General features: G+C 61.5%; 20 protein-coding genes. 6 read left to right on the top strand and 14 right to left on the bottom strand.

The genetic code is table 11. The features are described from left to right. Positions 1-35 precede the first annotated feature (35 nt). Positions 36-1,103: a phosphotransferase family protein gene (locus tag CAF80_RS14470; protein WP_074688799.1), complete on the bottom strand. Its 1,068-nt coding sequence runs from the start codon at positions 1,101-1,103 to the stop codon at positions 36-38. 190 nt (positions 1,104-1,293) lie between these two features. Between CAF80_RS14470 and CAF80_RS14465 the strand changes: the two genes are divergently transcribed. Beyond that, positions 1,294-1,689 (top strand): DUF4280 domain-containing protein, encoded by a 396-nt coding sequence (locus tag CAF80_RS14465; RefSeq protein WP_039767186.1) that lies wholly within the window; start codon positions 1,294-1,296, stop codon positions 1,687-1,689. A gap of 1 nt (position 1,690) precedes the next feature. Here CAF80_RS14465 and CAF80_RS14460 read toward each other — a convergent pair whose 3' ends face one another. The 12 genes from CAF80_RS14460 to tssB form a co-directional block, all read right to left on the bottom strand. Beyond that, positions 1,691-2,233: a toxin-antitoxin system YwqK family antitoxin gene (locus tag CAF80_RS14460; RefSeq protein ID WP_074688797.1), complete on the bottom strand. Its 543-nt coding sequence runs from the start codon at positions 2,231-2,233 to the stop codon at positions 1,691-1,693. A gap of 12 nt (positions 2,234-2,245) precedes the next feature. Continuing rightward, a complete protein-coding gene (tssI, locus tag CAF80_RS14455) occupies positions 2,246-4,255 on the bottom strand; it encodes a type VI secretion system tip protein VgrG (RefSeq protein ID WP_074688795.1) in 2,010 nt (669 codons plus the stop codon). Positions 4,256-4,274: 19 nt separating this feature from the next. Then, positions 4,275-5,189: an endonuclease/exonuclease/phosphatase family protein gene (locus tag CAF80_RS14450; RefSeq protein WP_074688793.1), complete on the bottom strand. Its 915-nt coding sequence runs from the start codon at positions 5,187-5,189 to the stop codon at positions 4,275-4,277. A 29-nt stretch (positions 5,190-5,218) separates the two neighbouring features. Continuing rightward, positions 5,219-5,809 carry a hypothetical protein gene (locus CAF80_RS14445; RefSeq protein WP_074688791.1) on the bottom strand — a complete coding sequence of 197 codons (591 nt, stop codon included), beginning with the start codon at positions 5,807-5,809 and terminating at the stop codon, positions 5,219-5,221. Between the two features lie 83 nt (positions 5,810-5,892). Then, positions 5,893-6,864, bottom strand: a complete 972-nt coding sequence (locus CAF80_RS14440; RefSeq protein WP_074688789.1) for a hypothetical protein — start codon at positions 6,862-6,864, stop codon at positions 5,893-5,895. 73 nt (positions 6,865-6,937) lie between these two features. Continuing rightward, positions 6,938-9,478, bottom strand: coding sequence for a type VI secretion system ATPase TssH (gene tssH, locus CAF80_RS14435; RefSeq protein ID WP_074688787.1), 2,541 nt, complete (start codon positions 9,476-9,478; stop codon positions 6,938-6,940). 1 nt (position 9,479) lies between these two features. Then, positions 9,480-10,505 (bottom strand): type VI secretion system baseplate subunit TssG, encoded by a 1,026-nt coding sequence (tssG, locus tag CAF80_RS14430; RefSeq protein ID WP_074688785.1) that lies wholly within the window; start codon positions 10,503-10,505, stop codon positions 9,480-9,482. Then, a complete protein-coding gene (tssF, locus tag CAF80_RS14425; protein WP_074688783.1) occupies positions 10,469-12,262 on the bottom strand; it encodes a type VI secretion system baseplate subunit TssF in 1,794 nt (597 codons plus the stop codon). The genes tssG and tssF overlap by 37 nt, the downstream gene beginning before the upstream one ends. Continuing rightward, the gene (tssE, locus tag CAF80_RS14420; protein WP_074688781.1) at positions 12,246-12,689 is read right to left on the bottom strand and encodes a type VI secretion system baseplate subunit TssE; all 444 of its coding nucleotides are present in this window, start codon (positions 12,687-12,689) and stop codon (positions 12,246-12,248) included. Before tssE ends, tssF begins: the two co-directional genes overlap by 17 nt. A 15-nt stretch (positions 12,690-12,704) precedes the next feature. Further along, positions 12,705-13,202 carry an Hcp family type VI secretion system effector gene (locus CAF80_RS14415; RefSeq protein ID WP_025111453.1) on the bottom strand — a complete coding sequence of 166 codons (498 nt, stop codon included), beginning with the start codon at positions 13,200-13,202 and terminating at the stop codon, positions 12,705-12,707. A gap of 77 nt (positions 13,203-13,279) precedes the next feature. After that, entirely contained in the window at positions 13,280-14,764 is a 1,485-nt protein-coding gene (gene tssC, locus CAF80_RS14410) for a type VI secretion system contractile sheath large subunit (protein WP_039767165.1), read from the bottom strand. Positions 14,765-14,793: 29 nt separating this feature from the next. Next, positions 14,794-15,336, bottom strand: coding sequence for a type VI secretion system contractile sheath small subunit (tssB, locus tag CAF80_RS14405; protein ID WP_007958861.1), 543 nt, complete (start codon positions 15,334-15,336; stop codon positions 14,794-14,796). Positions 15,337-15,564: 228 nt separating this feature from the next. Here tssB and CAF80_RS14400 point away from each other — a divergent pair, with 228 nt between their 5' ends. The 5 genes from CAF80_RS14400 to tssA are packed head-to-tail and all read left to right on the top strand — an operon-like array spanning position 15,565 to position 23,075. Further along, complete coding sequence (locus tag CAF80_RS14400; RefSeq protein ID WP_039767163.1) at positions 15,565-16,011, top strand: hypothetical protein; 447 nt, start codon at positions 15,565-15,567, stop codon at positions 16,009-16,011. 46 nt (positions 16,012-16,057) lie between these two features. After that, positions 16,058-17,389: a type VI secretion system baseplate subunit TssK gene (tssK, locus tag CAF80_RS14395; RefSeq protein WP_039767161.1), complete on the top strand. Its 1,332-nt coding sequence runs from the start codon at positions 16,058-16,060 to the stop codon at positions 17,387-17,389. 18 nt (positions 17,390-17,407) lie between these two features. Then, a complete protein-coding gene (locus CAF80_RS14390) occupies positions 17,408-18,172 on the top strand; it encodes a DotU/TssL family secretion system protein (RefSeq protein WP_074688779.1) in 765 nt (254 codons plus the stop codon). Further along, positions 18,169-21,990: a type VI secretion protein IcmF/TssM N-terminal domain-containing protein gene (locus CAF80_RS14385; RefSeq protein WP_085667571.1), complete on the top strand. Its 3,822-nt coding sequence runs from the start codon at positions 18,169-18,171 to the stop codon at positions 21,988-21,990. Before CAF80_RS14390 ends, CAF80_RS14385 begins: the two co-directional genes overlap by 4 nt. Next, positions 21,987-23,075 carry a type VI secretion system protein TssA gene (gene tssA / locus CAF80_RS14380; RefSeq protein ID WP_039767153.1) on the top strand — a complete coding sequence of 363 codons (1,089 nt, stop codon included), beginning with the start codon at positions 21,987-21,989 and terminating at the stop codon, positions 23,073-23,075. Before CAF80_RS14385 ends, tssA begins: the two co-directional genes overlap by 4 nt. On the opposite strand, the gene CAF80_RS14375 is transcribed toward tssA, so the two are convergent. Beyond that, positions 23,072-24,040: a 2-hydroxyacid dehydrogenase gene (locus tag CAF80_RS14375; RefSeq protein WP_039767151.1), complete on the bottom strand. Its 969-nt coding sequence runs from the start codon at positions 24,038-24,040 to the stop codon at positions 23,072-23,074. The genes tssA and CAF80_RS14375 overlap by 4 nt on opposite strands. Between the last annotated feature and the right edge of the window lie 152 nt (positions 24,041-24,192).

Here is a 24,192-nt window from a genome sequence, read left to right as displayed (position 1 = left end):
ATTCCCTTGTAGTAAGCCTTGTTATAACGCCGTCATCAGAGGCTGGATTTGGCAATGACCTGCAGGCTCATCTGCTCCAGCAGTTTGTTCATGTGAATGAACTGCGCGAAGCGTTTGTCCTGGGTCTGGCCATGGAAGAAGCGGTAGTAGATCTGCTGCACGATGCCGGCCAGGCGGAACAGGCCGTAGGTGTAGTAGAAGTCGAAATTGTCGATCTGGATGCCCGAGCGTTCGGCGTAGTAATCGACGAATTCGCGGCGCGTCAGCATGCCCGGGGCGTGGCTTGGCTGGCGGCGCATCAGTTGTACCGGCGCCGGGTCGTCCGCCTGGATCCAGTAGGCGAGGGTGTTGCCCAGATCCATCAATGGATCGCCAAGGGTAGTCAGTTCCCAGTCGAGCACGCCGATGATCTGCATCGGGTTGCTCGGGTCGAGGATGACGTTGTCGAAGCGGTAGTCGTTGTGGACGATGCTGGAGGTCGGGTGATCGGTCGGCATCTTGTCGTTGAGCCAGGCTTTGACCTGTTCCCAGTGCGGTGCGTCCGGGGTCAGGGCTTTTTCGTAACGCTCGCTCCAGCCTTTGATCTGGCGGGCGACGTAGCCTTCCGGTTTGCCCAGATCGCCGAGGCCGCAGGCGTTGTAATCGACCCGGTGCAGCTCGACGAAACGGTCGATGAAGCTCTTGCACAGGGCTTCGGTTTTCGCCGAATCCAGCCCCAGCTCCGGCGGCAGGTCCGAGCGCAGAATGATCCCCTTGACCCGTTCCATCACATAGAACTCGGCGCCGATCACCGAATCGTCGGTGCAGTGCACGTAGGCTTTCGGGCAATACGGGAAACCGTCGCGCAACTGGTTGAGGATGCGGAATTCGCGGCCCATGTCGTGGGCGGACTTGGCCTTGTGGCCGAACGGCGGACGGCGCAGGACGAATTCCTGGTCCGGGTATTCCAGCAGGTAGGTCAGGTTCGACGCGCCGCCGGGAAACTGGCTGATCTGCGGTGTGCCGGTCAGGCCCGGAATATGCGCCTTGAGGTACGGATCGATCAGGCTGGCATCGAGTTCTTCGCCAGAGCGGATACGGGTGGACTGGTCAGTAAGCGCCATGCTTATCCCTTCTGCTTATTTTGGAGGCCAGACATCATTGGCTAATCTAATGGCGCGCTCGGGCGGTCACAAGCGCGGTTCGGTCTTATAGGTTAGCGTGTTGGACGATAATCACCTTTGGGAATGTGCGCGGCAGGCCGCTGGCGACTAAGGTTTAGCGCAGATGCCTTGTTCACAAAGGAGCTTTGAAATGGGCTGCCCGCAAGTCTGTGCCAGCGCCACCCTGCAATGCAGTTTCGGCGCCGCACCGGCGGTGCTCAACGTGCTGCCGGTCAACCGCACGCTGACCGGCGGGATGCCGGCGGCGAACATCATGGATCATATTCCGCTGGTCAACGTCACCACCTTCGGCATGTGCATGAGCATGGCCAACCCGATGGTCGCCGCTGCCACGGCTGCGGCATTGGGCGTGTTGACGCCGATGCCATGCATTCCCGCTACCGCCACGCCGTGGATTCCCGGCGGCCCTCCGACGTTGCTGCTGGGCGGGATGCCGGCGATCGATGCCAACAGCACATTGATATGCAACTGGGCGGGGGTGATCAAGATCGTGATGCCGGGGCAGATGCAGATGTTGATTCCCTGATTCAGGCTTGCTGTGGATCCGTCCACTTGCGCAACCACCAGCGCATCCGGGAAATCGGCTTGCCATCGGCATCCAGCGGCCGCCCGTCCTCGGCAAATCCTTGTTCCGGTTCCATCAACTGTCCATTCAGATAGCGCGCATCCACCGCCGGTTTGCCATTGGGATGAAACCGTTGATAGCGCCCCTCACGCACGCCATCGCGATAGAACTCGGCCTCCGCTACTTTTCCGTCGGGAAAGTAGTTGAACGCCTCGCCATGCAACAGCCCGCGGCGGTAGGTGGCCTTGCGCTGCAACCAGCCCTCGGGTGCGTAGAAACTGGCGATGCCTTGCAGCTTGTCGCGCACGAACGGCATCTGCGCCGAGACCTTGCCGTTGGGGTGATAGAGCAGGGACGTACCCTGCAATTCGCCCTGGCTGTAATTCAGATCTGCCTGCGGGCGACCGTCATCCTTGATATTCAACGGGCCGTCGAGCTGGCCGTCCTGCAGACGCCCCTTGAGGTGTTTGTCGTCCTGCTGCAGGTCCAGCAGTGTGATTGCCATGGCTTCTCCTTGTCAGTTGACCTGTACCAGTCCGCCCTTGATGGTCAGCATGCCGCCGCCGTCCACGGTCTGTGAAGCCGCGCCCTTGTTGGTCAGGCTGATACCGGCGTCGTTGGTCAGCGTCGTCCCGGCCTTGTTGTCCAGCGAGGTACCGGCCTGATTGGTCATGGCGGTGCCGGCCTTCTGGGTGATCGAGGTGCTGGCCGAAGTCGCCAGATCCGCGCCGCTCTTGATCGTGAAGCTGCCGCCACTTTGCAGGGTGAGGGTGCCGCTGACCTTGATCGTCAGGTTGCCATCCACCGTCAGACTGTAATCGCCGGTGACCTTGTCGGTGTAGTTGCCGCCGGTACTGTGGTTCTGGTCGGCGCCGACCTTCACGGTGCGGCTGTCCTTAACATCGAGGCTGTCGCTGCCGGTCTGGATGGTCACGCTGCGTTTGCCTTTCTCCAGCGTCACGGTTTCATCGCCGTCCTTGACCGTGCGGGTGCGGGCGTTCTGTACCGTGAGGGTTTCGTCATGGCCGACGGTGGCGGTGGTGTCGTTGAGCACGTTGATCTTCAGATCTTTCTGCGCTTGCAGGAACACTTCTTCGGCGTCTTTCTTGTCCTCGAAACGCAGCTCGTTGAACCCGCCACCGCCCTTGGACGATTGAGTCTTGATCCCCGACTGGGTCTGGTTCGCCGGCAAGGCATAGGGCAGGGCGTTGTCGCCGTTGTACACGCAACCGGTGACCAGCGGCCGGTCCGGGTCGCCGTCGATGAAGGTCACGATGACTTCCTGACCGATGCGCGGCACAAACTGCATGCCGAAACCCTTGCCGCTCCAGGGCAGCACCACGCGCACCCAGCAGGAACTGGTTTCATCGTTCTTGCCGTCGCGATCCCAGGGGAACTGCAACTTGATCCGACCGTATTCGTCGGTCCAGATTTCTTCGCCGGACTTGCCGACCACGACGGCGGTTTGTGGATGCATGCGCGGTTTTGGTGTGAGGCGTTGCGGACGAAATGGCGTGGCCTTGGGGATCGCTTCGAAGCGATTGCGATAGCTTTCGTGGCTGGCGTCGTGGGTCACCCGAGTGACGACCCAATCGATGTTCAGGGTCGCATCTTCGTGGCCGTCGAGGGTGAACCAGTGACCCGGAATCAGCCAGCGACAATCGCTCTCGCCGACGAAGCGTTTCTCTTCACTGCGCAAACCGTCGACCCGCTGCTTGGTCAACGCATCGCCCCGAGCCTTGGCGTTGTAACCGCCGGGATGTTCATAAATCGAACGCGGCCCGGCCACGGCTTCGGCCTGCCCGTATAGCGAAGTGGTCGGCGTGGTGAATTCGTAATCCGTTGCCTTGTACACGCCGGCCACCGCTTGCAGACACACCTGGCCTGAGCGGATGCCGTGCAACTCACGCTCACCCATTTGTTGACCCAGATACTTGACCTTCGGGCCGTTGGGGATCTGCACGAATGCATCGTTGCTATCACCCAGCACCAGCGTGTGCTTACCCTCGTCGTGGGTGAAAAACCAGAAGATGCCTTCCTCCTCCAGCAGCCGCGAGACGAAGGCGAAATCGGTCTCGCCGTACTGCACGCAGTATTCGCGTGGGGTGTAGCTGCCGGTCAGCGACAGCTTGAAGTCGGTAAAGCCGTGGGCCTTGAAAATCGTCGTGACGATGTCTGAAGTGGCGAGGTTCTGGAATACGCGGTTGTTGCTGGCCAGGGTCAGCCACCAAAGCCATGGCCTTAGCACCAGCTGATAGCGCTCGGCGGTCGCGTCGGCGGGGAGCTGGCGGATCTCGGCGACCAAAGCGTCGAAGGGACGGAGCTGGGCGTCGTTTTGCAGGGTGGTGGTGACGTGGGTGGCGATGGCGGTGGTCAGGGTGAGAGTGGTGCCGTCGTTGAGGCCGTTGAGGGTTTGCGAGCCCAGAACGTTCAGCGTTTCGTCGCCGGACAGCGAATCAGGGTAAAGCGCCGACAGCGAGGTGGCGGTGAGGGAGAGCGTAGTGTTGCTGTCGGTGGAACGGGGCATTGAACGACCTTTACGAGAGTTATTCGAGTGTAGCCTTGAGCGTGAACAGCACCGGGAAATGGTCGCTGCGAATGGCCTGGCCCAGGCAGCGCGGCGCGATGCTGACGGTGTTTCCATCCATGTCGCTTTCGATTTGAACGCTACCGTCGCAGCTTGCCTCCCAAGCGTGTGGGGCATGAACATAGGCGTAGTCGAGCATCAGCAGGATGGGCAGTATTTCGCAACGCTCGATGGCTTCCATGTTCATGTAGTGGTCGAGATAGGAATGCGGCGTATGGTGCATGTCCTGCCCGAATTCCTGGCGCAGGCGCAGTTCGTTGGTCGCCCGCTGCAAGGTGACATTACGTACGCTCAAATGGGTATAGCCGGCACCTTTGGGCAGCAATCTGCTCATGCCGAGCATTGTCTCGGGCCCTTCGACGGCATTCACGTTCAGATCGCCGCCAAAAAACAGCAACTGTTTGATACCCAGGTTATCGGCGTTGCTTTCGATGAAACCGATGGTGTCGAGAATGTTGCCGGGTGCCATGTAGGACGCGTTGGCGTGATAGAACGCAAAACCATAACTTGAAGCTTTGTGACGAATGATCAGCGGTGCGCGTTGCTCGGTGTCCGACAGAATGTAACGCTCGGTGACATCGTCGAACTCTTTGGCGATGGCATCGCGAATCAGCACCATGGAACCGAGAGTGGTGTGTTTCTTCTTGCCTCCTTCCTGCGCGAGCACTGAGGCGAGGGTGTAGCTGCCCATCAAGTCGCTGACCAGACTTTCATTGATCGATCCGGTTTTGCCCACTTCAAACAGAGCAATAATGTCTGGCTTCTTTTGCTGAATGAAATAGTCCAGAAACTGCTTTTTATCCGAATACGCGCTGGAAAGCTTGGCCCGCTGATTATCGAAGTGCTGCGTATTCCAGATCATGATCGAGTACATGCAACGCTCCTTCTGCAAGCTCTTTACGACTAATCGAGTGAGTTCAGAACCGTTCGATACACATCGCTGCCGCGCATCAAAACCACCGAAGTAATCAGGCTTCCGGTATAGGCAAGCACTTCGTTACTGCCGCCCCGAAACAACGGGATGACATAGGAAGGCAGCGTATGGCGTTCGGCGACGTATTCTTCGATGTCTTGCAGGGTGGGGCCGTAAATCTTTCCCTGAATCTCGAACCGGTAGTAACCACCGTGACCGAAATTCTCGGAAATACCGGAGTAAGTCCCGCACGGCACAAAATGACTGTAGTAATTGGGCGTACCGAAAGCCGTTTCCACACCCACCCGAGCAACAATCTCTTGATTGATCTGCTGGGCGTTCAATTGATTTAACGGGACAGGAACATTTCCGAGGATGATTTCCTTGCCGCTGCGCAATGTAGAACAAGGTTTTTGCGCGATCCGGGTGCGTATTTCGTTTTCCAGGTTGGGTTTGATGATCTTTACCTTCTGCAGATAGCTGCCTACGGCAATCGGGGCATTGATCGGCGGCAGGCTGGCTTCAATAACAGCCTGCTCCCATAGTTCAGTGGTGCCTCGATATAGAACAGTCCGGTACATACGCACTCCTTCGCACTCGTTGAACATGAGATAGCAGTCACTGCACTGCTGGAGGGGAAAAACCGTTAATTTCCCGTCGACCGTTACACCTCGACGGCCACGGGCACGGTGACAACGGGCGCCGGCCAGGTGACTGCATCCACTCTGTTGCCGCTAAACAGCAGATTGAAACGAGGATTAGCGGTGTCGACTTTGCACAGTCCAGGCGCCACGAGGGCTGGTATGAACTCTGAAGGGCAGGTGGAGTCGGTCGCGGTAGTCGATGGACGGGCATCTTCCGGGGTATGAAGTGAGGCGCCGTTCACGAGAATCCTCTTGTAGTTATCAATCCATTTCTGGCAATTCTCACAGGCGGCTTTTTTGCCACCGAGGAAGATTTTGCTCTTTGAAAAATGACCCTCGACCATGCCCTTCGTAAAAAACTTGAGCAGCGCCAATTCAGCGTGAACGTTCTCTTCATTGTTTTCGATCACGTTGACGGTTTGTGTACCGATGCTGGCTAACGAAGTCACAAGGTGAAGGCTGCCGGTGGTGGTGTTCAGTTTCTTGGGATCAATGCTTTTGCCCGCCAGTTTTTTATACAGCCAGGCATGCGGAGCCTCGATGTCTTTTGGCAGCTTTGTTTCAATATCGACAATTTTTTTGATCTTGGTCGTTTGTTCTGCGGTCAGGGGGGCGGGGTTGAATGATGCATTGACGGCGTGGACGGCACTGTAGCCGTCTCGATCCTGGGCCGAGTAAAAGTACGCCATACCCAGCGAGTGCAAGGTCACACTCGGTGCACTGAAAATCTTGTGCGCTTTATACAAGAGTTGCATCAGGCTGCTGAGATTGGTGACGCCGCAACGATTGAGCATATTGAGGACACCCGTGTGCTCACGTGGGTTTGCTGCAATAAAAAGACGCTCCTCACCCTGAAAGAACGCGCACTGCACTTCCTGGATATCAAAAGCCCTGGATTGCTCATAAGCATGGGTGACCCAGTTTTGCCCGCTGGCGAGCGAGCCCAGAATGATTGAAATCTTGGCCAGATCGTATTGGTTGCTAAGCTCCATGCGCGTGTCGCCTTCTCTCTGACATCAGTAAAAACCTGTGCCTGCAATGCTGTGACTGGCTAATAGCGTTTCCCTACTCCAACACCCACTCCGCCAATTTCCCTGTCACCTGCGTCATCAACACATTCTCGACATCCCGCGCGCCTGCCGCGCTGCATTTGGCGAGCACGGCTTTGACGATTCCCGAATCAAACTCGAACTGCTTGCCGGTAGCCGCCTTGTAACGGCCCCGCAGTTTTTCCAGCTTCGCCAGCACAATCCCTTCCAGCGTCTGCTCATCCAGTGGTCGATACGCGACCACCGTCATGCGCGCCAGAAACGCCGGGCGGAAGGCTTGCAGGAGGACTTTGTGCAGTGCTTCGTTGAACGCTTCCGAGCCGAGTTGTGCAGTCGGTGTATCGAGCAATAACTCAGCGCCGACATTGCTGGTGGCGAGCATCACGGTGTTCTTGAAGTCGACCACCAACCCGGTCCCGTCTTCCATCAAGCCCTTGTCGAACACGTTGTAAAACGCTTCCAGCACATCCGGGTGCGCCTTCTCGATTTCATCCAGCAACACCACCGAATACGGCTTGCGCCGCACGGCTTCGGTGAGCACGCCGCCACTTCCATAACCAACGTAACCGGGCGGGGCGCCCTTGAGCTGGCTGACGGTGTGGGCTTCCTGATACTCGGAAAGGTTGATGCTGATCAGATTGCGTTCGCCGCCATACAACGCGTCGGCCAGCGCATACGCGGTTTCGGTTTTGCCAACGCCCGTGGGGCCGACCAGCAGGAACACACCGACCGGTTTCTGCGGATCGGTGAGCCCCGCACGATAGGCCTGCAATCGTTGGGCGATGGTATTGAGCGCAGTGCTTTGGCCCATCACTCGCTGGCCCATGCGTGTGCCGAGAGTGCGCACGGCATGGGCTTCGTCGGCGAGCATTTTGCCGACGGGGATGCCGGTCCAGCCGGCGATCACGGCGGCGACGGTTTTGCCGTCGACCTGCTCGGGCACCAGCGGATCGTCCTGACGGATCGCATCGAGTCCGGCTTCCAGGCGCAGCAGTTCGGCGGCAAGGTGGTCGATGCGACTGTCGATGGCTTCGTCGGGCTTGTCGCTGTCGGCGCTTTCGCTCAATGCCAGCAACTCGCGGCGAGTGTCGAGCAGTTCACGCACGGCGACACGCTCTTCGCCCCAACGGGTTTCCAGTTCGCGGATGGCCTGGACGTTGGTCTTCGATTCACTTTCCAGCAGGGTAATGCGCTCGCGGTGATCGAGCCCCGTGGCCTGTTCCCGGCGCAGACGTTCGACTTCTTCTTTGAGGCTTTGCTGACGATGGCGCAGGCTCTCCAGCGGTGGCGGCACGTCGTGCTGGCCGAGGGCGACCCGGGCGCACGCGGTATCGAGGACGCTGATGGCCTTGTCGGGCAACTGGCGACCGGAGATGTAGCGATGGGAGAGTTTCACCGCTTCGTGGATTGCCGCATCCAGCACTTGCACGCCGTGGTGCTGTTCGAGTTTGGCGGCGACGCCACGGAGCATTTCCACGGCGGTGATTTCGTCCGGTTCTTCCACCTGCACCAGTTGAAAACGGCGGGCGAGGGCCGGGTCTTTCTCGAAATATTTTTTGTATTCCATCCAGGTCGTGGCGGCCAGCGTTCGCAACTCACCTCGGGCCAGCGCGGGTTTGAGCAAGTTGGCCGCATCGCTGCCGCCTTCGGCACCGCCAGCGCCGATCAACGTGTGGGCCTCGTCGATGAACAGGATGATCGGCTTGTCGGCGCTGCGAACCGCGTCGATCACACCTTTGAGCCGCTGTTCGAATTCGCCTTTGACCCCGGCACCTGCCTGCAACAGACCGAGATCGAGCACCCGCAAACTGACGTCCTGCAACGACGGTGGCACATCCCCGGCGGCGATGCGCAGCGCCAGACCTTCGACCACGGCGGTTTTGCCTACGCCCGGTGCCCCGACCAGAATCGGGTTGTTCTGCCGGCGCCTCAGCAGAATGTCGATGCACTGGCGAATTTCACCATCGCGACCGACGATCGGGTCGATGCGCCCGGCATGGGCGTCGGCAGTCAAGTCCTGGGTGTATTGATCGAGCACCGAGTCTTGCCGTGGCGTTGAACTCCCCGAAGATGAAGTGCGCGGGCCAACGTGCTCGCGGGAGTTTTCTGTCCACTCCAGCAGATTCGCGCGCAGGGCTTCTTTCGGAATTCGCAGCAATGACGACGCGCTGTTGAGCAGCAAGCTGCGGCGCTCGTCACGGTCGATCAACGCCAATAAAAGCAGCCCGGAACGAATGCTGTCGATCCCCAACACACTGGCCTGTACCACGGCGTCTTCCAGCAATCCCAGGGTGTGCGAAGACAGCGCTGGTGTGCGGGTGCTGCCAGCCTTGAACAAGTCCAGCGCCTTGTTGATTTCCGCCGTCAGCGCATCCCGTTCCAAGCCAAAACGCGGCAGCAGAAACGCAAAATCGCCGCCCTCGATATCCAGCAACTCCAGCAACAGATGCTCGATCTCGACAAAGTGATGCCCGCGCTGCAAGCACCGTTGCGCGGCACGTTCGAGGGCGCGGCGGTTGTCCGGGTTGAGGCGTCCGATCAGGCTGGCCAGTTCCATTTCAGGTGATCTCCAGCTGACGCAGGCGGGTTTCGATCCGTTGCACGGCCAGGCTGGTCTGACGTTGCAGGCCACCGTTCCAGCTCAACAGGGCCGGGGTTTGTCGGCCGAGTTGCAGTGGCCCCGCACCGCGCACCAGCAGCACCAGTTTCACGTCCAGATCCGGGCCGAAATAGAGCGCAGCGAGGCTGGCCAGCGCCGGATGCGCTTCACCATCCGGCAAGAATCGCGCAGCCTGCGCTGAAGACAACGGCCCCAGCGTCAAACGAACTCCGGCATGTTCATCCCAGACCCGAGTACCGGCGACAGCGCTGCGGCCGAGTTGCAGATTGCGTCCGCCGGCCTTCATGACGCTGCGGCTGGCGCGTGGAATCTCACGCCACGCCCCTTCATAAGCGCTCAGTTCCACCGCCACGGTAAACTGCTCACGGACAATCGCCGCGAACCCCGCCAATGACCGGCGGCCATCGGCGTACAACGCGGTGCATGCCAGAACGGCGCAGTCGGGAATCGCCTGGCGCTCTTGCAGGGATTTGGGCAATAACCCGGTCAGCGCCCGCAGTTGCGCCTGCACCGGCGAAGCGCCGGGCGTGGTGAAACCGAGGGCGATCCGGTGTTTGCGCATCACCTTGTACAGCAGACTCAGCAACCGATGCTGGAACAGGTCGAGGAACTCGGCGGGCGCATGATCCTTGGCTCGTGCCCGTTGTTGCAGCCATTCCTGATAGGCGTAAGGCAGCGGGCCGTCGGGGCCGCCGAGGCCGAACATCGGCGAGTTCAGGGTCAGCGGTTCACCGGGGTTTTCCTCCAGGCTTTCGATCTGGCTGGCGGCGAACAACGGCGTCAGCGGCCCGCGCAATTTCAGCGCTTCGGCCTGTGGCGATGTACCCGTACCAAGGGAGTCGGCCTGGGGTTGTTCGCGCTCCAGCAACAGCAACGCCTGCAACCATTCGAACGCCTGCGGATCACGGCGCAGGCGCTGGCTCAGGGTCAGAGCGACAGGGGCATGCCGGCTTGGGGTTGCCATGTCTTGACCTCCTTGTCTGCCTGCATGAGCACCGTGCGCACAAAGCGATTGGCCGTTGCGTACACCGAAAAGAACTGCGCGAGCACCGCCGAGAACAACACCGCGCTGCTGCCGACGAAATGCTGTGGATCAAGCTGCAATTGCACTTCAAGCCCGTTGCGCCAGCCGCGCCAGGCATCGGCGCCGACATGTCCGATCACTCGTTCACAACCGAGGCTCAGCAGACCTTCAATCTGGCGCAGGGCGCTGGCCTCATCGCGCAGGTTGTGCAGGGTCAGGATTTCCTTCAGCGCATCCAGCGCCTGCGGCCCTTCGACCAGCGACAGATGATTGAGGGTCAGTTGCGACACCAGCCGCCAGCGCGAATCACCGTCCAGCCGCGGCAGACTTTGCGGACTCGGCGGATTGCGCAGACGTGCCCACGCCACCGGGCCCGGCCGTTCGAAACCCAGCGGCGTACCGGCGGGCAGGCTCTGGGCCAGATGCCGGTTGGTGCACAGCAATTCGGCGGTCAGGCTGTAATCGGGCAGGTCGGTCTGCGGTTCGAAACGGGTGTCGACGATGCTGACCAGAAGATCGCTGCCGAGCCGGTTCGGCGTCTGTCCGTTGACCCGTCGCGCATGCCAGTAACGTTGCCGGTCACCGCTGCTGTGCTGGCTGCCGTAGTACGCCGGCAGGCGTTGCACACCGCTGGCGGAACTGGCGCGGATGCTACGAATGCTGTGGATTTCGACGCTGTTTTCCCGGTGGCTGTCGGCGATCAGTCGGTATTCGCTGCGGGTGCCGTCCGGGCGCAGCGGCTCCGAAGTGCGCGGAAACAGGTTGATCACCGGTGCGCAACCCAGCGCGATATCGCTGGCCTGCAAGTGCAAGCGGCCGGCCGGGGCCCGATCAAAAACGATGTAGAGATACAGCGTCTGGCTGTCACTCGACACGCCGGACAGTGGCAGATCAAAGAAGTGGAATTTGTCCGGGAACGCGAAGTACTCGGCCAGCAGGCGCATACCTGGATGCACGCCGTCTTCGTCCGGCAGCAGCACCTCGTCGTCGGCGAAACCGACGATCTTCGGCAGGCCTTTCACGCTGGCAGGAGTGCTCCCGGGCAAGCCGGCCAACACTTGCACCGCGTGGGCGCCGAGCAAGTCATAAAGGCTGGCGTTGACCACCGGTGACGCGGCCAGGTGAATGCGCAAGTGGTCGATGCCAAGCTCCGACCACTGGCTGTCGCCGAGACAACGCAGGCTCAGGCGCAGCGCCGAGCGGGACTGCGCAACGCCAGTCAGCGCCTGCGCTTCATCGCTGCCGAGCAACAAGGCTTCGCTGATTTCGACCGGCCACAACCGCACAGCGGCGCTGGTGCGAAAGTGAATGCTTTCGCCCTTGCTGGTGGTGACGAACAGCGGCGTGTCCCGGGGCAGGGGATAGCCGCCGTCGAGGTTGCCCTTGCTCGGATCCGGCTCGAACTGGACGATGGCGCAGGACGGCAGCGGGCGCATGGCCAAGGGATAAAGCTGTTCGAGCAATGCGTCGCTGAACTCGGCGTAGTCGTCATCCAGCCGCCGTTGCAGACGTGCGGCGAGCAGGGCGAAACCTTCCAGCAATCGTTCGACATGCGGGTCCGGGCATTCGCCGGGAGACAATTCCAGACGTCGCGCGACTTTCGGATAACGCTCGGCAAACTGTCCGCCGGCGTGTCGCAGCCAGGTCAGTTCGCGCTGGTAGTAGTCAAGTAGTTGCGGGTCAATCGAGTCGCTCATGGCGCACCTCCAGCCCTTCATTGCCGGGCTCGATGACAAAGGCCACCGGCCAGTGCTGCGAGCCGCTGCGCAACTCGCCGAGCAGGCGAATGCTCAGGCGCTGCGGATGCTCGGGCAGGGGATTGACCTGAACCTCGCCGAGCAGCAGACGCGGTTCGAAATGGGTGACGGCTTCGCGAATGTCCCGCGCCAGCCGACGACGGTCATCGCTGCGCTGTTGTTGCAGGGCGCTCCAGTCGGCGATGCCGTAATCGATGACGCTGGGCGGGGAGGTCAGGGTGCGCGGGCCACGGCGAGTGTTGAACAGGCGCGCCAGTTCGGTGTGCACCGAATCGAGCAGGTCCTGGCGATCGAACACCTGCACGACGTCCGTCTCGCTGGACGCGATGCGTTCGAACAGCGGCGGGAGAATGCCCGTGCCTGCCATGGCCGTTGCGTCCGGTTACTTGCTGGCCTTGTTCGCCGCCAGGTCCCAGACCGTGCCGGCGGTGCCTTCCTTGGTGCCGTCGTCCTTTTGCGCGGTGAGTTCCCATTTGATTTTGGTGAAGTTCAGGGAAAGCGTCTCCACCGGTTTGCCACCGGTGCCGCCACTGACGCTGACGTTTGAGATCACCACGTTGGTCAAGGTGTAGATGATGAACGGCATGATCTGCCCGCTGCCTTCGGCGGCGTTGCGACCGATGGTGATCTTGGCTTCCGGGATCGGCTTGCCGGCGCAGCAATACTCGTTGAGCGAGGGGGTCGAACTGTCAATGAATTTGGTCAGGGTAAATTCACCGATGTGCGGCCGGCCGGAGGTACGCTCCGAGTTGCTGACGTCGTTGGTCACCTGCATCGCCACGTTGTGGCTGTAGGACATGACTTCGATCTTGTCCTTGTAGCCCTCGAGCAGGCTGTCGCCTTTGATGTCGCCGCCGAGGTCGAGAATGATTGCATCCATCGCTTGAAACTCCTGAAAGGTGTCGTGCCAGGCAAACGGGGGAGCGCCCGCAGGAAAATCCTGCGGGCGCAGACAGGTCAGGCTGCTACCGGAGGCGGCAGGGTCGCGACCAGACGGATCGATGCGGTCAGCTCTTCAAGCTGAAAGTGCGGCCGCAGGAACACCGTTGCGCGATAGGCACCGGGCTTGCCGGCGACTTCGGTGACGTCCACCCGCGCTTCACGCAACGGGTATTGCGCCTTGATCTCTTGCGGTGCGTTGTCGTTGATCAGTACGTAGTCGGCGATCCAGTTGTTGAGATAGGTCTGGACGTTGTCGCGGGTCATGAAACTGCCGACCTTGTCGCGCATGATCACCTTCAGGTAGTGGGCGAAACGCGATGCCGCGAGCACGTATGGCAACATCGCCGAGATCCGTGCGTTGGCGTTGGCCTCGTTGGTGTTGTAGACCTTGGATTTGTTGGTGGTCTGGCCGCCGAAAAATACCGCGATGTCGCTGTTCTTCTTGTGGCACAGAGCGATGAAACCGAGGTCGTTGAGTTCCTTCTCGCGGCGGTCGGTGATCGCCACTTCGGTCGGGCATTTGAGCGACAGATCACCGGAGCTGGTGCGGAAGGTATGCGCCGGCAGGCCTTCGACTGCGCCACCACCTTCAGCGCCACGGATCGCCGCGCACCAGCCGTATTTGGCAAAGGCCTCGGTGATGCGTTGCGACAGCGCCCATGCGGCGTTGCCCCACAGGTATTTGCTGTGGTCGGTGCCGTTGGTGTCTTCGACGTAGTTGATGCCTTCCACCGGCGAGGTGTCCGGGCCGTAAGGCAGGCGCAGCAGGAAGTGTGGCAGCACGAGAGAGACGTAGCGTGAGTCTTCGCTTTCGCGGAACGAGCGCCACTTGATCAGCTCCTGGCTCTCGAACACTTTCGACAGGTCACGCGGAACGGCCAGTTCGGTGAAGCTGTTCATGTCGAACAGGCGCGGGCTGGCGGCGGCAATGAACGGCGCGTGGGCAGCGGCGGCGACGTTCGACAGTTTCTCCAGCAGGCCGATGTCCTGCGGGTGACGGCCGAAGGTGTAGTCACCCACCAGCAGACTGAACGGGTGGCCACCGAAGGTGCCGTACTCCTCTTCATAGATCTTTTTGAACAGCGCGCTCTGGTCGAACTCGACGGCTTTTTCCAGGTCGTTCTGCAGCTCTTTCTGGGTCACGTTGAGCAGGCGCAGTTTCAGCCGGGTGCTGGTTTCGGTGTTCTGCACCAGCATGTGCAGGCCACGCCAGGACGCTTCGAGCTTTTGCAGGTCCGGGTGGTGCAGCACTTCGTTGAGCTGGGCGCTGATCAGCTCGTCGATCTGGCTGATGCGGTCGTTGATCATCGCCACGGTGTCCTTGTCGATGGCCATGCCTTCGTCGAGTACCTGGGTGGCGAATTCCGCGAGCATGTCGCGGGCGTAATCCTGCTGACTGTCGTCATGGGCCATGCGGCCCTCGGCGATGATTCGGTCGAGCAGGGATAAAGTCTCGGCAGCAGCATTTTCGCTGGCTTGATTCTGGGCGGCGGCGGGCATGGCGAATTCTTCCTCGGTCAGGTGGACGATCAGGCTTGCGGTTCGGCCGGAGCTTCGGCATCAGCGGCCGGGACAGCGGTGTCCGGGCGGGCCGACTTGATTTCCTGCAAGCCTTCGGTGTTGGCGATGACGTCGCGCAGCAGCTTGTCCAGATCGTCATTGCCGTCGAGTTTGGTCAGTAGATCGCGCAAGCGCTGGCGGGCTTCGAACAGGCGCCGCAGCGGCGTGACTTGCTCCACCACCTTGACCGGGTCGAAGTCGTCGATGTGCTTGAAGTTGAGTTCGATATTGAGCTTGCTGTCGTCGCCGCTGAGGGTGTTGTTGACTTGCAGCGTGGCGCGGGGGGCGATGGAGGCGAGGACGTCGTTGAAGTTGTCGCGGTCGATTTCGGTGAAACGGCGTTCGGTCAGTTTCGCCAAGGGTTCGAGCGGCTTGCCCGAGAGGTCGGCCAGGATGCCGACCACCAGCGGCAATTCCTTTTTCTCGATGGCATTACCGATTTCGACGTCATAGGTGATTTGCACGCGGGGCGGGCGAACCCGGTCGAGCTTGTGCTGGGTACTTTCTGCCATGTCGGCGGACTCCGATGCGATGAGCGGGCGCAATGCATCGGGGAGGCCCGTTCATCGCTTTCCCTTGCTGGACCACAGGTTAGAAAGGGTGGCAGATGACCTGTCGTTCCTTTGACAAACCTTCCTCATTCGGCTGTAGGAACCGAACTACCCAAGACGCTAGAACAGGTCTATAAAAATGCAAGCGAAAAACTTTTTTGGACTGACTGGCGAAAAGGAAAATTCATTTTGTCTGCACGACTTTTTCTAACAATCGGGTTTGCGCTGCTCGCCGGTTGTTCGTTTTTCGGGCCGAAAGTCGATCTCGACAGCCTGACCCTCGACGTCGCCCCCAAGGCCAATGACGACACCCCGATCGCCGTGGATTTCATCGCGGTCAACGATCCGGATCTGCTCAAGCAATTGTCGGGCATCAGTGCCCGCCAGTGGTTTGCCGAGCGCGAGCAGTACCAGCGCGACTATCGTCAGCTGATGAGCGTGTGGGGACTGGAGCTGGTGCCGGGGCAATTCATCGACCGCCAGCCGTTCCCTTTGGGGGGCAAGCGGGCGGCTGGACTTTTGGTCTTCGCCAGCTATAACACTCCCGGAGCGCACCGCCTGCGGCTGGACGATCAGAGCGACGCATGGCTCAAGTTCGACAGTCGCGAGATGAGCCTGGTCAGCAAGGAAAACTGAAACACACCGTCCGCCGCCGGTTCGCGGTGCAGTCGAAGGGAGTCGTATGAGTCTGCTACCTGACGCGGTCTGCTGGCATGAAGGCATGCAATTGCTGCCCCAGCATTTTCAGTTACAGGGCCTGCGGGCCGAGGCCCTTGGAGCGCATCTGGCTCAGTCGTGCAATCCGTGGTTCTTCGGCGTCAGCCACATGGAGTTCGACCCGTCGGCGATGAGCGCCGGGGTGGTGCGGGTGCTGTCGTTACAGGGGACGATGCCGGACGGTCTGCCGGTCAATCTGCAAGTCGGCGTCGACCCGACGCTGGAGCTGGACGTCGCTGCCGCGATCGACGCCACGGAGGATGCGACGGTGACGGTTTATCTGGCGATCAGTCCGCTGTGGCGCGCCGGTCAGTTGTTGCCGCTCAAGGGACGTTTGCAATCGGTGGTCGGCGAGGCATTGCCGGATCTCACCAGCGGTGAATTTCCTGAATCGATCACGGTGTGGCGCCCCAATCCACGGCTGTGCACGCAACTGAACAAGGCCGATTCGATCTGCCTGCCGCTGCTGAAAATCCGCAAGGAGGGCGGCGGTTTCCTGCCATTGCCGTATACGCCGCCGACACCGGTCCTGTTGCCGGAATCCCCATTGGGTCGGCGGGTGGCCGGGCTCTGCGCGCGGGCGCGGGAGAAGTGCCTGTTTCTCGGCGGGCGATTGCGCCAGGCGCAACAGGCCGGCAATCAGGATGACGCGCTGGAAATCCGTCGGCAGATGACGGCGTTGTGGGCGCGGTTGCCGGAAGTGGAAGGGGCGCTGATCAGCCGTGTCGCTCATCCGCAAAGCATTTATGTGCAACTGCTGGGACTCGCCGGTGCGTGGTCGGCGCTGGACCCGCTGGCGGGCGTGCCGGCTTTTGCTCCACTGGATTTTCTCGAATTGCAGCGCGGTTACGAACCGCTGCTCGACTGGCTGGAAAACACCCTGGAGCTGATCCGCGCCGGTTACCGCAGCATCGCATTCGAGCGCGGCGAGCAGAGTTTTTCCATTCAGTTGCCGGACGAGCAACCGAGCCAGCGTCTGGTCATCGGCCTGCGCATGCCCAACGGCGCCAGCGAGCAGGCGGCCGACGAATGGCTGCGCGGCGCGATCATCGCCTCGGCTCCGCACATTACCTTACTCAGCCGTCAACGCATGAGCGGTCTGACGCATCAGGCCATGAGCCGCAGCGAGCAGGTGGCCTACAGCGTCGGCGACGACACCCGGTTGTTCGTGGTGACCGCCGAAGGTAGCTGGTTCGATGCGCAACTGCCGCTGATGATCGCCGCGCCGGCCACCCGGCTGACCAGCAGTCCGTGGCAAGTAGTGTTGTTTGTCGCCCAGAACAGTGAACGTGCCTGATCACACAAGGAACGTCGTATGTCGCAAGGAAGTGCCGCAAGCCTCGGGTTGCAGGACGCTCCGCTGAGCAGTGCGTTCCGCCACACCTGGCAGCAGTGGTCGCATGACTGGAGCCAGTTGCCCAAGGACAGCGAGGACGAAGCGGCGCTGGTCGAAACCGTGGTCGAACTCTCGACCCAGGCTTCGCAACGGTTGTGGCGCACCGCGTTTGCCCGGGTCGGCGATTCGGCGACCGAGCAGGTCAAGGCGTTGGTGTACGCGTTTGTCGCGCTGGTCGATGAAACCCTGCTGTTCAGCCCGTGGCCGGGCCAGAGTGCCTGGCAGGAAAAGCCCCTGGAGTCGCGACTGTATTCCAGCCGTCAGGCCGGCGAGCAAGTGCCGGCGGCGATCCAGACCCTGCTCGATGAACAGCAGCCCACCACCCGCGATCTGGCCAACGTGTATTTGCAGTGTCTGATCCTCGGTTTTCACGGACGCCTGCGCGGTGAGCAGGGCCAGGTGCAGCGAGAGAAATGGCGGCGGGCGCTGTTCACGTTTGCCTGGCAGGACGAGGCCGATTACGCGGGTGTCAGCCAGCGTCTGGTACAGCCTTCGCTGGCGACACCCTTGCAGTTGCCGGTGCGCACGGCGTTGCCCGATGGCTTTCGTCTGGCGCTGGGCATTCTGGCGATGATTCTGCTGCTGACCGGGCTCGGGCAGTTTCTGTGGCGTGACATCCGTCAGGAACTGGAGCCGGTGTTGCAGGCGCCCGACACGCTGGCGGCGCCGGAGCAAGACTCATGAGTAGCCTGACGATCGTGGCCTGGGTGGTCGTCATCCTTCTGCTGCTGGTGATCATCGCGGTGGCGGTGTGGTGGTTGCGTACCCAGAGCGGCGCGGCGATCCGCAGTTTCTACGCTGCGGTGCGGCACATGGAACAGGAGCAGGGCGCCCACGACCGGTATCAGATGCCGTGGCTGCTGATGCTCGGCGATGAAACCCAGGGCGCGCAACTTGCCACCCAGTGGCGTTTGCAGCCGACCGATAAACCGGCGTGGTTCGGTCGCTGGTGGTCGGACTCCGAAGGCGCGGTATTGGTGGTGCCGCAAGCACTGTTTTTGCCGGAAGACGGCATGCACCTGCAACGCGGCGGCTGGTGGCGTCTGCTCGGGTTGATCCTGCGCCTGCGCAGCAAGCGCCCGCTGGACGGGGTGATCTGGACGGTGCCGGTCAGTCGGTTGAGCAATCTGGAACAGGCTACGCAACTGGGGCTGGCGGCGCGTCGGCGTTTCATCGATCTGTTGCAGCGCTTTGGTCTGAGCCTGCCGGTGTACGTGGTCATCACCGGGCTGGAAGAACTCCCGGGATTTCAGGAACTGATCAGCGCCTTGCCGGACGAGGCTCGCGATCGCACCCTGGGCTGGTCGTCGCCCTATGCCCGCGATGCGGTGTGGCAGGGGCAATGGAGCGATCAGGCGCTGGATCGGCTGCACCGTTCGGTGGCGGAAGCGGTGATCGAAATCGGCACCTTGTCCGGGCATTTGAGTGCGGATCTGTACGCCTTGCCGGAACGCCTTGAAACCTTGCGCCGAGGTTTGCAGAGCGTGTTGGAGCCAGTGTTTCAAGGCAATGCTCAGGGTGAGGCACCGTGTTTTCGTGGCGTTTACCTGACGGCCAATCAGCCGGCCGACGATGCGCTGGACGGCTTTTCTGCCGGTGACAGCGGTCTGCAGCAAAGTGCATTTGTCCGTCAGTTGTGGCGTCAGCGAATAGTCGGCGAACGCGGGCTGGCCCAGGGCGTACCGCGCCTGTTGCGCCTGCGCCAGCGCTGGCAGCGAGTCACCGCCGGGGTGGCGCTGGTGGTCGGGGTGGTGTGGGCGGTGGCGATGCTCTGGGTCTGGCAGGCGTCGGTCAAGGACGCCCATGAATTGGCGCGGCTGCTGCAGGGCGCGCAGAAAAATTACGTGGCGGTCACCGACGACGAGCATCGGGTCGAGCCGACCCGGCGCAACGTGCAGAACTTCTGGCGGGTGCTGGAACGGGCGCCGCACTGGCACTACGTTTCGCTGGCCTTTCCGACGTCATGGTTTTCCTCGCTGGACGGGCGACTCGAACAGGAAGTGTTCAGGTCGACCCAGCGCCACATGCTGCAACCGCTGCACGATCTGCTGGTCGCGGAGCTCGCGAAAATCAAGGCGATCCGCGCCACCGACCGGCGCGCCAGCGTCGAAAGCGAAGACCCGGCGCAGTGGCAGAATTATCAGAAGGCCACGGATCTGGTCGAGCGGGCCTTGCGTCTGGAACAACAGAATCAGTTGTTCGCCCAGGTACAGAACAATCAGCGGACGCCGCTGGAGGATTTGGCGCAGCTGAGCAACAGCGCGCTGTCACTCAACCTCAACGCCGGCACCTTGCCCCATGCCGCCTACTACAACCGGCTGCTCGCAGCCAGTGATGGCGGCGACTTCCAGGCTCTGGATCTGAGCGTTGAACGGCCGTTGATCGTGAGTAATTTCACCGGGCTGATGGAGCGCTGGCTCGATCAGTATTTTCTGGCCGACAACTTCGTCAGCAAGGCCGGCTACCTCAAGTTGCATCTGGAACAGCTTGAAGCCGGGAGTGGCAACAGCCTCACCGAACTGGAAGACCTGCGCGCCCTGATCGACGACCTGCAAGCGGCGATCGCCCTGACCAACTCGACCTGGAGTCGCGGCAAGGGTCAGGAGCTGGTGCCGGGTTATCGCGAATTTCTCGACAAGGTGCGCAAGAGTTCATTGCTGGGCCCGCCCGTAGAGCAGCAGCTTGATGCGCAGGCCGGCAAGTTGCAGCAGAGTTTTCGCGATCAATGGATCGCCCAGGTGGGGTCGCGGGGCAATCTGCTGGTGCAGCAGGGCAGCGGGCAACTGGCGTTGCAGGATCAGGTGGTCAAGCTCAACAACGCGGTGCAGGCGCTATTCAAGCGTGACTTCGTCTCGATTGCCCTGCGCGCCAGTCAGAACAGCGTCAATCGGCAAGGCCAGACCGTGGATGGCGATGACCTCAACGTGTCTCTGAATTATTTCGCCAGCTATAAAACTTACGTTGCCGAAGAGCTGCCGCGCATTCCGCCGGCCTATCGCGAAGCATTGCTGCAAGCGGCTGAAACCGCCGCGGCGCAGGCGATGTGGTTGAGCCTCAAGGATCACGATGACCAGACTCATGCCTACGCGGTGTTCAACGTGCAGGCGGTGCAGGCAATGAACCTGCAAAAGGCCTTTGTCGAGGTGCATCGCAGTGATCTGGCGGCGCGTCTGCAAGGGGCGTTGAACCGCCGGGCGATGGCGCAGATTGTCGGCGGGCTGGATGAAATTACCGCGCAGCCGCTGTTCGGCGGCCGTACGGAAATCAGCCAGTGGGACGGCTCGAAAAACCTCGGCCTGCAACTCTATGGCGCCAGCGATGTGCAGGATCTGAAACTGAGCCTCAAGCAGCAATTCAACACCATGCTCGGCATCACCGAGCGTCGCGCTCCGGCGCTGGAGTGGCTGAAGACCCAGCAGGGCAATCTGTCGGCGCTGGATTACGAGCGCGTGACCCAGTTCAGCGCGCTCAACGACGAATTGCTCAAGTACAAGGATTCCAACCCCGCCAGTTCACCGGCGCAGATCGAGCAACTGGTCAGCCGCGACTTCATTGAAATGGACACCGGCTCCTGCGTGCAGGTGTTGCAGACCGCCAATCTGACCGGTGGGCGTGGCACTCTGGCGATGCGTGCGGTGGAGCTGCAGCAGTCGGCCCTGCAACGCTGCCAGCTCCTGCAACAGCAACAGGCAGCCGCCGCGTGGAACGAGTTGGCCGGCTATTTCAATCAGTACCTGGCCGATCGCTTTCCTTTTGCCAACGGTGTTCAGGCTCAGGATGCTGACCCGGCGCGGGTTCAGCACTTTCTGGAAATCATCGACAAGCGCTTGCCGGTGGCTCAGGCCGGACTGGTTCTGAGCCAGACCCCGGAGCGGCTGGCGGCGGAAGATTTTCTCAACCGGGTGAAACAGGCCAGCGTCTGGCTGACGCCGCTGTTCGTGCGGGACAAGAGCGGGATTCTCGGCGTCGAACTCGACGTGCGCTGGCGCACGGATCGCGAAGAAGAGAGGGGCGCCGATCAGGTGATTGCCTGGGGCTTGCTGGCCGGTAATCAGCAGATCAGCTATCCCGCTGCCGACCAGCCGAACCTGCGCTGGATGCCCGGTCAGCCGATCCGCCTGACCCTGCGCTGGGCGCGCAACGGCAAGGAGCGTCCGGTCAACGACCCGCTGCAACCGAACCTGGTGGTGCGCGATCTGGAGGCCGGTTGGGAGTATGGCGGGCCGTGGTCGCTGCTGCGCCTGATGCGCGCGCACTTCTCGGTGCAACGTCAGCCGAGCATGGATTACACCGATTTTCCGTTGAGCCTGCGTCTGCCGGTGACCGCGCAGAATGACAGCGTCACCAGCGAATTCACCCGGATGTTCGTGCGCGTGTCGCTGATGAGCCAGGGCTCGAAACTGCCGTTGTCGATTCCGCCGTTGCCGACCCGTGCGCCGCGTTCGCCGTTCCAGGTGACCGGTACCACCGCCGCCCTTGAATCGCAGAAGGAGGATTTGTGAGCCTGCCCTCGATCCCATTGCCTGACCTGATCGATCAGTTGCTTGCGCCCATCAGCGACGACGCGCCCTGTGGTGCGGACCTGCGCTATGAGCGCGAGTACGACCAGTTGCGCGATCTGCGCCGTGAGGACGACGCGAGTTTGCCCACCGGCGTCTGGCAGTCGACCCTGAAACGGGCCAACTGGCCGGAAGTCGAGCGGCTGACCACCCTGCTATTGCTCGAGCGCAGCAAGGACCTGATGCTCAGCGCCTGGTTGGGCGAGGCCTGGCTGCACCTGCAGGCACTCGATGGACTGCCGGGCAGTCTGGCGCTGATCGCCGGTCTGTGTGAGCGCTATCCCGAACAGTTGCACCCGCAGGCCGATGACGGTGACCAGTCGTGGCGGGCGATTCCGCTGGAGTGGCTGGTGCGTCGCTACAGTGAAGTGCTGCTGACCCGGGTGCCTTTATTTGGCACGCACAACAGCGACTTTGAGGGTTATACCCTCGAAACCTGGCGACGGATTCAGATGCAGCAGGTGCAGGCCAACGACTCCAAAGGCGCCAAGGCGTCAGCCGAAACTGCGCGCAGCGAACACAAGAAACTCATCGAACAGGTGCGGACCACGCCCATGGCCTTCTGGCTGCGCCATCAAGGCAATCTGCTGCTGAGCCTGCAACACCTGCAGCGTCTCGATGCCTGGTGCGATGCGTATCTGGGAGATCAGGGACCGGGGCTCGGGCCGTTGCAGGACACCCTTCAAGCGTTGCTGACACTGGTTCAGGAGTTTATCGCCATGCACCCACAACAACCGCTGTCGGCACCACCGCCTGCGCCGGTCGCGGTTTCGCCTGTTGAAGCGTCGGTCACGGCCTCAGTCGAAACCGCGCCAGTGCCGCGCGAACCCGCCAGTCGCGAAGAGGCTTATCGGCAATTGCTGTTGATCGCCGAGTACCTGGCCCGCACCGAACCCCATAGCCCGGTGCCGTATCTGATCCGGCGCGGGGTCGAGTGGGGCAACAAACCGTTGAGCGAGCTGCTCGGCGAGTTGATTTCGGCAGACGCCGAATCCCGGCGTCTGTGGACCTTGCTCGGCGTGCTTTAGTGCACGCGCTGGTTGTTGAGTTTCGGCGGTAGCTGGAGCGGCGTCAGTACCGGTTGCCCGGAGAAGAACGCCATCAGATTCTTGCCCACCAGCTCAACGGTGCCTTGGGTGGCTTCCGGTGACAACCCGGCGACGTGAGGGGTAAGAAGCACGTTGCTGAGGTTTTTCAGCGCATCGGGCACTTGTGGCTCGTGATCGAACACATCCAGCGCTGCGCCGGCGATTCGACGTTGTTCCAGTGCGGTGATCAAGTCGGCAGTGGCGATCACGCTGGCACGGGCAATGTTGACGATGAAACCATTGGGCCCCAGGGCATCAAGCACCGGGCGGGTCACCAGATGCTGGCTGCCGATGCCGCCGGGCGTGGCAACCACCAGAAAGTCCGAGGCCCGGGCCAGTTCGGTCGGGGTCGAGCAGAACGCGTAAGGCACGTCGCTGCGCACCTGACGGTTGTGGTAGCTGATCTCCATGTCGAAGCCCAGGCCCGCGCGTTTGGCAATCGCCATCCCCACCGCACCCAGCCCGAGAATCCCCAGGCGCTTGCCGGCCAGCGACGGGCGCATGATTTTCGGCCACTCGCCCCGACGCACCGCCGCATCGCAGCGCGGAATGTCCCGCACCAGCGCCAGCAGCATGGCCATGGCGTGGTCGGCCACCGACGAAGCGTTGACGCCGGCGCCGTTGGTCACGATCAGACCCCGGTCGCTGGCGGCCTGCAGGTCGACCTGCTCGTAACCGGCGCCGATCACGCAGATGATTTTCAGCGCGGGCAATGCGGCGATCTCTTCAGCATATAAACCCAGCGGGCCGCGGGTCAGCACCGCGTCAATCCGCGCCCCGTGGGTGGCGATGGCTTGCGCGCGTTCGGCAGGGGTCGGTGCAAGAATCAGGTGAAAACCCTGATGTTCGAGAATCGGCAAATAGTCATTGATGGTTTCAACCAGTACCAGAACGGTGGCGGGCATTGCTCGGCTCCTGTGATCGTCGGTCTTCGGGCGCAAAAGTCGGTTCAGAGTGCTGACTCCAGAGCGGTTTGGCAATGGCTGGCGCGGCCCCGCATCAGGCAGTGTAGGAGCTGATGCGGGGAGCGCGCGGGTGCTTCGTCAGAAGGTGAGGC

It is taken from the genome of Pseudomonas sp. B34(2017), assembly GCF_002112915.1.
GTDB lineage: Bacteria > Pseudomonadota > Gammaproteobacteria > Pseudomonadales > Pseudomonadaceae > Aquipseudomonas > Aquipseudomonas pharyngis.
This window is presented reverse-complemented; position numbering and strand designations above follow the sequence as displayed.

Coding starts and splice junctions, on each gene's coding strand:
- CAF80_RS14470 (WP_074688799.1), bottom strand. CDS start 1,103: ATGGCGCTTACTGACCAGTCCACCCGTATCCGCTCTGGCGAAGAACTC.
- CAF80_RS14465 (WP_039767186.1), top strand. CDS start 1,294: ATGGGCTGCCCGCAAGTCTGTGCCAGCGCCACCCTGCAATGCAGTTTC.
- CAF80_RS14460 (WP_074688797.1), bottom strand. CDS start 2,233: ATGGCAATCACACTGCTGGACCTGCAGCAGGACGACAAACACCTCAAG.
- tssI (WP_074688795.1), bottom strand. CDS start 4,255: ATGCCCCGTTCCACCGACAGCAACACTACGCTCTCCCTCACCGCCACC.
- CAF80_RS14450 (WP_074688793.1), bottom strand. CDS start 5,189: ATGTACTCGATCATGATCTGGAATACGCAGCACTTCGATAATCAGCGG.
- CAF80_RS14445 (WP_074688791.1), bottom strand. CDS start 5,809: ATGTACCGGACTGTTCTATATCGAGGCACCACTGAACTATGGGAGCAG.
- CAF80_RS14440 (WP_074688789.1), bottom strand. CDS start 6,864: ATGGAGCTTAGCAACCAATACGATCTGGCCAAGATTTCAATCATTCTG.
- tssH (WP_074688787.1), bottom strand. CDS start 9,478: ATGGAACTGGCCAGCCTGATCGGACGCCTCAACCCGGACAACCGCCGC.
- tssG (WP_074688785.1), bottom strand. CDS start 10,505: ATGGCAACCCCAAGCCGGCATGCCCCTGTCGCTCTGACCCTGAGCCAG.
- tssF (WP_074688783.1), bottom strand. CDS start 12,262: ATGAGCGACTCGATTGACCCGCAACTACTTGACTACTACCAGCGCGAA.
- tssE (WP_074688781.1), bottom strand. CDS start 12,689: ATGGCAGGCACGGGCATTCTCCCGCCGCTGTTCGAACGCATCGCGTCC.
- CAF80_RS14415 (WP_025111453.1), bottom strand. CDS start 13,202: ATGGATGCAATCATTCTCGACCTCGGCGGCGACATCAAAGGCGACAGC.
- tssC (WP_039767165.1), bottom strand. CDS start 14,764: ATGCCCGCCGCCGCCCAGAATCAAGCCAGCGAAAATGCTGCTGCCGAG.
- tssB (WP_007958861.1), bottom strand. CDS start 15,336: ATGGCAGAAAGTACCCAGCACAAGCTCGACCGGGTTCGCCCGCCCCGC.
- tssK (WP_039767161.1), top strand. CDS start 16,058: ATGAGTCTGCTACCTGACGCGGTCTGCTGGCATGAAGGCATGCAATTG.
- CAF80_RS14390 (WP_074688779.1), top strand. CDS start 17,408: ATGTCGCAAGGAAGTGCCGCAAGCCTCGGGTTGCAGGACGCTCCGCTG.
- CAF80_RS14385 (WP_085667571.1), top strand. CDS start 18,169: ATGAGTAGCCTGACGATCGTGGCCTGGGTGGTCGTCATCCTTCTGCTG.
- CAF80_RS14375 (WP_039767151.1), bottom strand. CDS start 24,040: ATGCCCGCCACCGTTCTGGTACTGGTTGAAACCATCAATGACTATTTG.